General features: G+C 36.3%; 12 protein-coding genes and 1 pseudogene. All 13 read right to left on the bottom strand.

The window, feature by feature from the left end:
- Positions 1-213 precede the first annotated feature (213 nt).
- A complete protein-coding gene (locus LWW95_10885; GenBank protein ID MDL1957527.1) occupies positions 214-387 on the bottom strand; it encodes a hypothetical protein in 174 nt (57 codons plus the stop codon).
- A gap of 137 nt (positions 388-524) precedes the next feature.
- The gene (locus LWW95_10880; protein ID MDL1957526.1) at positions 525-1,085 is read right to left on the bottom strand and encodes a hypothetical protein; all 561 of its coding nucleotides are present in this window, start codon (positions 1,083-1,085) and stop codon (positions 525-527) included.
- A 22-nt stretch (positions 1,086-1,107) separates the two neighbouring features.
- Complete coding sequence (locus LWW95_10875; GenBank protein ID MDL1957525.1) at positions 1,108-1,740, bottom strand: hypothetical protein; 633 nt, start codon at positions 1,738-1,740, stop codon at positions 1,108-1,110.
- A gap of 185 nt (positions 1,741-1,925) precedes the next feature.
- Positions 1,926-2,264 (bottom strand): DUF86 domain-containing protein, encoded by a 339-nt coding sequence (locus tag LWW95_10870; GenBank protein MDL1957524.1) that lies wholly within the window; start codon positions 2,262-2,264, stop codon positions 1,926-1,928.
- Positions 2,248-2,550, bottom strand: coding sequence for a nucleotidyltransferase family protein (locus tag LWW95_10865; protein ID MDL1957523.1), 303 nt, complete (start codon positions 2,548-2,550; stop codon positions 2,248-2,250). The genes LWW95_10870 and LWW95_10865 overlap by 17 nt, the downstream gene beginning before the upstream one ends.
- A 185-nt stretch (positions 2,551-2,735) precedes the next feature.
- Positions 2,736-2,843: pseudogene (locus LWW95_10860) on the bottom strand (type II toxin-antitoxin system HicA family toxin).
- The gene (locus LWW95_10855) at positions 2,821-3,045 is read right to left on the bottom strand and encodes a type II toxin-antitoxin system HicB family antitoxin (protein ID MDL1957522.1); all 225 of its coding nucleotides are present in this window, start codon (positions 3,043-3,045) and stop codon (positions 2,821-2,823) included. Before LWW95_10855 ends, LWW95_10860 begins: the two are co-directional and overlap by 23 nt.
- A gap of 172 nt (positions 3,046-3,217) precedes the next feature.
- Positions 3,218-3,847, bottom strand: coding sequence for an ion channel (locus LWW95_10850; GenBank protein MDL1957521.1), 630 nt, complete (start codon positions 3,845-3,847; stop codon positions 3,218-3,220).
- Between the two features lie 170 nt (positions 3,848-4,017).
- Positions 4,018-4,623 (bottom strand): deoxynucleoside kinase, encoded by a 606-nt coding sequence (locus LWW95_10845; protein MDL1957520.1) that lies wholly within the window; start codon positions 4,621-4,623, stop codon positions 4,018-4,020.
- A 23-nt stretch (positions 4,624-4,646) separates the two neighbouring features.
- The gene (locus LWW95_10840; GenBank protein ID MDL1957519.1) at positions 4,647-5,474 is read right to left on the bottom strand and encodes a hypothetical protein; all 828 of its coding nucleotides are present in this window, start codon (positions 5,472-5,474) and stop codon (positions 4,647-4,649) included.
- Complete coding sequence (locus tag LWW95_10835; GenBank protein MDL1957518.1) at positions 5,450-6,517, bottom strand: adenylosuccinate synthetase; 1,068 nt, start codon at positions 6,515-6,517, stop codon at positions 5,450-5,452. Before LWW95_10835 ends, LWW95_10840 begins: the two co-directional genes overlap by 25 nt.
- Position 6,518: 1 nt before the next feature.
- A complete protein-coding gene (locus tag LWW95_10830; protein ID MDL1957517.1) occupies positions 6,519-8,120 on the bottom strand; it encodes a DUF429 domain-containing protein in 1,602 nt (533 codons plus the stop codon).
- Positions 8,121-8,333: 213 nt separating this feature from the next.
- Positions 8,334-8,666 carry a hypothetical protein gene (locus tag LWW95_10825; protein MDL1957516.1) on the bottom strand — a complete coding sequence of 111 codons (333 nt, stop codon included), beginning with the start codon at positions 8,664-8,666 and terminating at the stop codon, positions 8,334-8,336.
- Between the last annotated feature and the right edge of the window lie 700 nt (positions 8,667-9,366).

Here is a 9,366-nt window from a genome sequence, read left to right as displayed (position 1 = left end):
GGATGGAGGAGAAAATGGGCGTTATTGAGGGCGAATTTCAGGGAAGTTCCATTGATGTCGTGACGAAAGAGGAAGTGGAGGCTTGGAAGAAGAAATATGAAGAGGTTTTGAAGGGATAAAACTTTCGCTTCTTTCCTAAAATGCAACATGTCCGAATAACTGGCATGCATAATCTTGCAACACTTCATGCATGCAACACTATTCAAGAATTTATTAAGCCATACTGCATTTCATAACATCCTTTTCTCCTTTAGATATTGTATTCGGATAAACAGATATTTCTACAGTTAAATTTAAAGGGATAAATAAAAGTATATGTCCTTTTAAATTCGTAATTTGTTTATGTTTAATCCTGGCGATAACCTTACTGCGAACAATTTCTTTCATCTGTCTCGCCTATGTTTATAGCAATGTCGCGCAACGTTTTGAGTATATCTGAAGTTCCGAGCGAAGTGAGGAATTTGGGTGAGAGCAAAGCCCGAACCAGATATGTTAAGCGACGTCGTAGACTCTTTTGATATGAATTACTGTATTCCCCGAAATTGATAAGTAAGAAATAAAACGGCATAACTAAATGCAATTAATACGCTAACCACCACAACTGCTACCGCCACCACATCCCACCACTGTGGAAAACCCGAAGAAATTTGGAGACCGATAAACAACAAGGTTATGATAAAGAAGCACCACCCAATAAAGAAGAATGGTAATCCCCTATATTCCTTAAGCCTGTTGTCAATAATCGTTAGTCCCTTCTTTTCATACCATTTCTTCCCAACTTTTTCCATCTCCTCCTTCAACACTTCCACACGCTCTTTTTTCGGATACAATACGTTACCTACCTCAACCTCTTTCTCATAAATTTTGTCCAGATACTTATCAACACATCTAAATGTGGTTATTGCAAATAGAATCACTGCCAACCATATAAAAAGCCTAATAACACTCCAATAGTTAGAATTATAAGTAGTATTGGTCATAGAAAACACTAATATTGCGAGACATAATCCAGTCATTACGCTCGAAATCCGTGCTAATACTATAATGAATTGATCTTTTTTTTCGTTCCCATTGTTTTCTGTCATGGAAATCCCTCCTATCTTAGTCCTATCCCCTACTGAATACACTAAGAAGTATTAAAATGCCAATCCCAATAAGCACACCGTCAACAAGAAGTCCTTTATGAGAAAATATAATCTTTAGGGTTTTATTTTGCTGAAACTTAATCCTAACATCCTTCTCCGCTTTAACCGATATAAGAGCTAAGATAATTGTGGATATTGTTCCACAAAGAATTCCACATACAAATCCCCATATATTTAACGCTGACCATTGTAATAAAGAAGAATTTAGAATTATGTCGTCACTGGAATTGGCTAGATATGTTCCAAAGGGTGCTATACCATGCGCTAGGACTGCAGTATGTTTCAAATCGTTTTTAACTTCTTCGGGACTATTCTTATGCTTCCACCACCTAAATATTCCCCACAGACCAAAGCATACAGGAATTACTCCAAAAAAGTGTGCATAATCACGAAGAGATATAGATGCCCCATAACCCACACCAAAAGAAATTCCAAGCATCAATATCACGCTCAGGAGAGTACCCATAGAAACGGCTAATGTATGAGATCGGGTGTGCCCTTTCATCATGAAGGCAAGGACTATAAGAAAGTCATCAATGCCTGTTACCCACCATGCAACAAAACCGATTGCAAAACCAACTAATCCATTTAACATAACTACTGATCCCCATCACTATTCACGATGTCGCCTAACTTTGGGGATATGTGAAGTTTCGCCATGCGAAATTTGGGCGAGCGTTAGCGAGCCACCTCCTGTTAAGTGACCCGAAGGGCAAGGTGCGAAGCAACGCAGAGTGTCTGCTGTGCTTATATAGCACCACCTCATTCTTGTTCGCCAAATCAAAGGTTTAAAAGAATCTTTTTCACCATTTCCTTTAGTTCTGGAACTTTATTTTTCACTATGTCCCATATAACCTCTAAGTCCACACCAAAATATGCATGAATAAGAATATCTCTCAGACCAGCTATTTTTCTCCATTCTACTTCTGGATAATCTTTCTTAATATCATCAGGTAGATTTTTTACAGCCTCTCCTATTATTTCAAGATTTCTTATCACACCATCTTGAATTAATTCATTGTTTGAAAAATCCTCAAAATTCATATTCTCTGTATATCTCTCAATTTTACCTATCGCTTCAAGTATATCCCTCAAATACACTTTATACTCCCGTGGCATATTTCACACTCCTTAATATATGAGGTTTCAAATCTGGCTTTATAGATTCCAGAATCACAAGGTCAACTTTACAGTTGAATAAGTCTTCCAGAAAGAATTTTAGTTCCATATAGTTGTCAAAAGTTTTCTTTCCTTTTTCAAATTCTACTATTATGTCTATATCGCTCCCTTTTTTCTGCTCACTTCTAACATAGGAACCAAATATGCCTATCCTCCTGACTCCAAATTTCTTAATTTTGTCTTTGCTTTCTTCAATTTTCTTTAATATTTCATCCGAATTCAACATCTTTATCATCCTCCATCAAAGCGACGGCAGGTATTTCACTTAACGCTCCGAGCGTATGCTGAAACCCTATGAGGCGGGATTTGGGCGAAGTGCCGAAGGCACGAAGCCAGATACGTTCTGTTATCTGCTATTGCTTGGCTCCAGTTAGTATTACTGTATTTTACTTTATACTCACCTATTTCTGTTTTCTTTCTTAAACGCACATGGCTTCCTTTCTGTCTTACTATCTCGTATCCCAATCTGGTCAATAGTTTGATTAGTTCATCACCACTAACGACTGGTAACCTTGGCAGTTGAATGCACCTCTATTTCTGATATTGATAATATCTTTATATCTTCACCTTTTTCCAATAATTCTCCATAATGTGCTTCAACAGCCTCTTTTATATTCTCCATCAACTCATCAAGTGTTTTCCCTTGCGTGAATATATCCACCCCTATACCTCTTGCACACCAGTATTCACCATCATTATATATCTCAAATTTTACGAGCATACTATATCACCTATTTAACCATTAATGTAATATTTCTAATTCTCTCAACGCATGAGCCGAATTTCACTTAACGTTTTGGGCATATCCGAAGTTCCGAGCGGAGCGAGGAATTTAGGCGGAGGTGCGAAGCACCGAAGCCAGATACGCTCTGTTAGACGAAGTGCCATAATAATCACCTTTCAAATTCATCCATGGTTTGAGGGGCAGGGATTAAAGATATGAATCTTGCGAGAATCAATAACGCCATGAACAAACCAATTATTGACTGAGTAAGAGTGAGAACGTGCCCCAAAGTTTCCTTGGGAAGGATAGTAGAATAGCCAAAAGTAGTCATTGTAACAAAACTAAAGTTTAAAGATACAGAAAATGAATTGAGATTGATTTTGCCTGTCTCAAACGCCCAGTCTAAGTTACGATAAAAAAGAGCAAACCAAAAAATAATTTCGGCATAATTATGTAGCAGAAGGATCACAAGGCGGCGAAAGCCTCGTAGAGCATAAGTTTTTCCTGCTTTTCTTGCCCTATACTCATCAAATAACAGCACGTTAATTTGGTAGATAAAGATTTCGAAAACTCGAATTATCCCATAACAAATAGCGATAATCTCCCACCAATGTAGACTCGGAGCTGAACACATTAATAATAGTATAATTGAAAGTAGTAAATTTCCTAAAACCCATCCATCAACAAAGCCATGACTTCCTCTGATGGCTGGAATCAAAGTACGGATTACCTGAAAAGGCGATATCCATCTCAGTATGCTGAATATCCCCAACCACAGCTCAACTACGAATGATTTCATTAGATTCTCCCCATCAAGGCATTTCGCCTAACATATTACGGATAAACGAAGCTTCCGTTAGGAAGTTTGGGTGAGCCGAAGGCGAACCGTTTATCCGCTGTTATATGACCGAGCATAAGCGAGGCGAGGAGCGAAGCGACAAAGCGTTCCGCCCGAAGCTATATACAGGATTACAAATCATTTTTTATCAACTCCATGATTTTGTTTCTTATTTGAGTTAACTTTTTGTTCTCTGGCTCTAAATCTAAGTCATCAACATTGAAAAAGAAAACTTTACTATGTGTATATTTTTTGAAATATTCTTTAACTTTATCATTATATTTTTTGAAATAAGTAGGGTCTGCATTAATCTCGTAAGGCCTTCCTCTTTGAAAAATTCTTCTTCTTAAAATATTTAAAGATAAATCCAAGTAAATGACAGCATAAGGAACACCTACTTTACTAATAACGTAATTATAAATTTGTTCAAAGACTTTTAATTCTTTTTCGTTTAAATTTAATTTTGCATATACTAAATCTTTTTCTATCGAAAAATCACTTAATATAAAATTGCCCTTACACTCGCTAAGTGCTTTCTTTAATTGTGAAAAATGGATTAGTAAAAAAGTTATCTCAGTTTCGAGTGCAACATCCGACTTTGCATAAAAATCTTCCAAGAAAGGATTCTTCTCATATGCTTCTAGTACTTTTTCACACTTTAATTCATATGAGAAATAATTAGTTAAACTAGTCTTACCTGCACCTACACATCCTTCGAAACTTATTATTTTTACCATAGCGTCGCCTCCATTTTTTGTTACTATTTTCTTTTTTCTTTATCCCTCTTATAGACTTGTATTACAACATAAGCTAAACAACACGTTAGGATTAGTATCGCAACAAGAACAATTATCCATGTGACTATTTGCCACCAAGTTGGTTGTGGTGAATTTAAACCACCAAATTTTGACATCCCTAAAAAAGAGAGAGTAGCTATAATAATTCCAAGAATCGTGAAAGTAATTGTCTGAAAAGTATCAATTCTCGTTTGAAAATCGTCTATTTTTTTAAGCTGTCTTTTCATATAGTCTATATCATCAGCTACACCACTTTTCATAGGAGGCGAATCTAAATATTTAAACACATCGGGGCGATTAGTAGGCCTATCTGATTCCCATATTTTACATTTTGATTCATCAAAATTTGTTGTTTTTACAAAATCAATAGTAAAAATCGGTTCCTTATATTTTAGAACAACCGGTTTAATTGATAAATTATATAAGGGAGCAGACAAATATCCCTGATATCCTGGATCTATTTGTGCTCCGCCAACCCACAATAAGCCTTTATATACCAATTTAACTTTAAGATTCCAGCGTGCAATCAAAAAGTGTGGTAGATTAATTTTTTCATAGGTAGAAACTACAGCCATTCCATGTGGTGGTATTTCAAGGGTTGGTTGTTTATCACTCAAAGTTATGTCCTTACCATTTACCCTACATTCACTGCCCAGACGTAAATGATAAGAGGCTGGCTTGAGATATTTTTCATCAAAGGGGTTGATTAAAGGTGGACTTTTCTTACACAGGTCTTTAATTCTATCAGACAAAAGCACAGAGCCTTCTATAAAACCTTCACTTTCATCCATTCTTTTCCCCTCCTACTTAACAAATCAATAATTTCATAATCAGCAGGCCCTGTTCCAATGAAGCTTATTTTGGTTCCTAATTCTTTTTCTAAAAAAGAAATAAAACTCTTCGTTTTATCTGTTAATTTATCGTAATCTGTAACACCTTTATTTCTATAATCAAGGTAGTCCACCCCCATTAACGCTATATGAGTGGGGCTATTAACCTCAACCGCCCTTTTAACAAGCTCCATATCAAATCTTCCCACTCTCCGCAATCGTTTTGTTACAGAAGTAAATTCTTTAATTTCATAGGGATAACCACTTTCTAATTGAATCGTTTTCCAGTCAATCTCATTAGGTAAAGGACCAGAATTTCCTCCAACTCTAATAGGAAATGTGCGTATTACCATAATAATATCGGAAACATCTAAGGGACTAATACCAACTTCACTTAGGAAACCAGATGCCGTGGTATCTCTACTTGTCGCATAAGGATAATAGGGACTATGGTAGACAGATAAACCAAATCCTTGGGTGCCTTCAATAATGATTTTTCTATTTTGCCTCTTATGCTGTGTCAATTCCTCAGAAACATTTGTAAGATAATGTTTCAACTCAGGAATATCTCTTGCTAATTTTATATCTTTCTCTCTAAGAACCCTTTTAGCAACAGCAAAACCAACCCCTGTACAAGTCGAGCCAATTCTTTCATTAAGCTTTGATTGCCTTTCTTTCTCAATATCCTCCCTAGAGATAATCACAGCATTTCTATCGATTTTAAATCTTTCAGGAGTTAGATTGAATAATTCTATCTCCTCAAATAAAATATCTATATCTATAAGACATCCTGCCGGTAAAAATAATTTAGTGTTTGGATTCACAACGCCTGCAGGAATTTGTCTTAATATTATCTGTTTGCCATTGAAAGTAATAGTGTGGCCAGAATTTGGACCACCACATCTAACGGCAACATCAAAGTTATATGTGCGACATAAGTGGGCAGTTATTTTTCCTTTTCCTTCCCCCCCGAATTGTCCCCCTACTATTACAACTACATTCATGTTATTCACCTCCCTCTTTTAAATCTGGTATAATTAAATATCCTTCTTCAATATTGCCTATAGCTTCGTACATTCCTGCAAGGTAAAAATAACCAACCAATGCAGAGGTAAGTGCATCAATTTCATCGTGGGTTATTGTTTCCTCATCAGAGAATGGCTCTATTCCCATGTTTATTAAATCTATTTTTAGCTCTTCCAAACTAATACGTTTTCGCGGAAATCTCAAGATATCTTGAGTTGCACCAGGATAGCTTTCTATTACTTGAAAACCTTTCTCTTCAAAAATTCTAGCTAACTTAATGCCTCTTGTGGTTAGTTTTTGCATACTTTTAATCAAGCAAGGATAGACATTTACGCCTCTTTTTCTTAAGACCCTCTCGCATTCTCTCATGATTCCGTATTTTCTACATTCACATGAATCACTGGTACAGCATCTTCCCCTAGGCAAACTGAGGGGAGAATCTATTGATATTATAGCAGGTTTAACATCAACCGTAGTAGAGACAATTTCTTCGTCAGTTTTTACCCTGCTTAAATACGCTTTTCTCTCTTCAAGAATACAAATTCCGGAAAATCTATTTTCGGAGCCTGATAAATCTATCCCAACTGAAAGAGGTTTATATTTATTATTTTTTATTTTTTGTATCAAATTATCTATCTTAATTTCTACTTTTCTTATTTTACTTCTATCAACCTTAAGCAAAATTTTATTGTTTGCTTGAATTTCTAATTTAGAATTGCACCGCTTTATACTAATTCGAGGAACAACAATATTGGATGAAGTAGGACTGTACTCAAATTCTTTCGTATTATGATTGTCAAATAATTTTTGTTGGATGTATTTATTCTTCATCCTAGGCAGAATATCATTTTCAATTTTCTTTAAGTAGCAGAACTCCATAAGCTTTTTTAAATTTATTACATCGTAAACGTTATACAAAATTAGCTTCCTAAGCGCTTCATCATCTCCTCTCATAAATTTATTCCATAATACTACAGCTTCCCTTCCACAGATATTTTCTACGTCCTTTTCTCTTTCTATACCTATCTTCTTTTCTACCTCTCTAAGAGAACCATTCATACCTAAAGACCTAATTAAAAACTTCAAATCAATATGAATAGGAGGAAGCTTAATTTCAGGGAATTCTTTTTTAATAAAAGGTATATCAAATAATTTTCCATTAAAAGTAACAATAATTTCATAGTTCTGCAAGTAATCAATTATATTCTCCAGATTATTATCTCTTAAAAAAATTTTAACTTTATGACCATCAAAAGTGCCTATGAGGGTTATAACGTCATAATATAACGATAAACCTGTGGTTTCGATGTCAAAAAAAATGGTTTTTGTACGAAACTCCCTATATAGTCTCCAATATTCTGTTTGAGGCAAATGCTTAGCAAAAAAGGATGCATCCTTTCTACTTAAAGAGGTTTTTGCTATTTCTAAGTAATGTTTTATAATTTTTCTTTTCGAGAGATGGTTTATAGAGTAAATGCAAGCTTTTTCTAGATCATCCCACGTTAGAATACCCCTTTTCCACAAATATTCCTCTGTTTTGTATCCGATTCCTGGAATGAATATAAAACTATTTGTGATCATCTTCTCACCTTAATAGATTCTCTAGTTGCTTGCATCATCTTCAGGCTTCGGGGCGGAATGTCATATAACCCGTTCATATATGTATTGCGTATATCATGCCAATTTGGAATTATATCTGCATTGCTACTCATTCTGTATGCTTCTCACCTCCCATTAAATCCAGCGGACGCTTAATCTTACTCAGATTTTTGGCACGTGAGTATAATTTTCTTCTCATATTGTTCCGAGCCAGAATATATAATCGGGTTCTTTTAGCCATTTCTTTAAATAAGGATACCATGCAGAATTTTCGTATGCGTTCAAAATTTCAATCGCTTTCTCGAATCCCTTTCTAAATATTCTCATCCTTATCGTCTCATTCAATTTCGCTATGAGCAAGCGGAGCTTCTCCAAAACAGACACGCTCACAATCCTTCCGCCTCGCCTCAGATAGAAAAGCGCTGCCTTGAAAAAAGCCCTCTCACTCGCTTTCAGCTTCTTCCAATTTCCGTTCCTGAGACCTCTACGGAATGACGCAAAAAGCACATCTCCCGTCAACGCATACATTGCCCGCTGACCCTCCAATCTCTTTAATTTTCCTTCTCATATAAATATACTCTGGCATATCCGATGTGTCCGAGCATCAAGCAACATAAATAATTGAACAACTATCTATGGCGAAATGGATTGCTTGAGTTACTGAATGCATTGAGAGGAAAAAAGTGTCCATAAGTTGCGGCAATGTATCTCCTCTCATCTCGGAATCGCTTTACTATTAAAAGTTGGCAAATCAGCTGTTCATTACTGAAAGACAAGTCTTGACTCTGAAACGAAAGAGGAAGCTTGCTTTCACCTCTTCACGCAGTTCGCTCCACCCTGCTCCGTATGCCCCGTATGCGGAATCTCTCGGCGATGTCGCCCTTTCAGAAAGCTCTTCAACTCAGAGGTGAAGGAGGCAGAGTTCACATGGCGGGGATAGCAAACATGGATCAATTCACAATCTTAAGTTTGAAAGTAAAAAAGCCTGTGATAGCTCGAATTGCTGTTGCCATTGTGCAATGGCGGAAAATGTCACCTATTTGCAGCTTCAGAGAGACAGGATCCTGAGCTGGCTTGTTCCTTAAAGATGTGCAAGACCTAACATTGTATAAAGTCTGCATCGCTTAGGTGCGGGGAAGATTGTGTGAAGGTGGAGAAGGGGCTGGTGCGGTTCATGTCTTTGTGAGGAGGCGTTACGTGGTAAGTTTTAAATGGAGAGGGTTTGAAG

Source organism: Candidatus Desulfofervidus auxilii (assembly GCA_030262725.1).
In the GTDB taxonomy this organism is placed as follows: Bacteria; Desulfobacterota; Desulfofervidia; order Desulfofervidales; family Desulfofervidaceae; genus JAJSZS01.
This window is presented reverse-complemented; position numbering and strand designations above follow the sequence as displayed.

Bases quoted from the DNA above. Each gene is read 5' to 3' on its own strand.
- LWW95_10835 (MDL1957518.1), bottom strand. From the start codon at position 6,517: ATGAATGTAGTTGTAATAGTAGGGGGACAATTCGGGGGGGAAGGAAAA.
- LWW95_10885 (MDL1957527.1), bottom strand. From the start codon at position 387: ATGAAAGAAATTGTTCGCAGTAAGGTTATCGCCAGGATTAAACATAAA.
- LWW95_10840 (MDL1957519.1), bottom strand. From the start codon at position 5,474: ATGGATGAAAGTGAAGGTTTTATAGAAGGCTCTGTGCTTTTGTCTGAT.
- LWW95_10850 (MDL1957521.1), bottom strand. From the start codon at position 3,847: ATGAAATCATTCGTAGTTGAGCTGTGGTTGGGGATATTCAGCATACTG.
- LWW95_10825 (MDL1957516.1), bottom strand. From the start codon at position 8,666: ATGTATGCGTTGACGGGAGATGTGCTTTTTGCGTCATTCCGTAGAGGT.
- LWW95_10855 (MDL1957522.1), bottom strand. From the start codon at position 3,045: ATGCTCGTAAAATTTGAGATATATAATGATGGTGAATACTGGTGTGCA.
- LWW95_10875 (MDL1957525.1), bottom strand. From the start codon at position 1,740: ATGTTAAATGGATTAGTTGGTTTTGCAATCGGTTTTGTTGCATGGTGG.
- LWW95_10870 (MDL1957524.1), bottom strand. From the start codon at position 2,264: ATGCCACGGGAGTATAAAGTGTATTTGAGGGATATACTTGAAGCGATA.
- LWW95_10830 (MDL1957517.1), bottom strand. From the start codon at position 8,120: ATGATCACAAATAGTTTTATATTCATTCCAGGAATCGGATACAAAACA.
- LWW95_10880 (MDL1957526.1), bottom strand. From the start codon at position 1,085: ATGACAGAAAACAATGGGAACGAAAAAAAAGATCAATTCATTATAGTA.
- LWW95_10845 (MDL1957520.1), bottom strand. From the start codon at position 4,623: ATGGTAAAAATAATAAGTTTCGAAGGATGTGTAGGTGCAGGTAAGACT.
- LWW95_10865 (MDL1957523.1), bottom strand. From the start codon at position 2,550: ATGTTGAATTCGGATGAAATATTAAAGAAAATTGAAGAAAGCAAAGAC.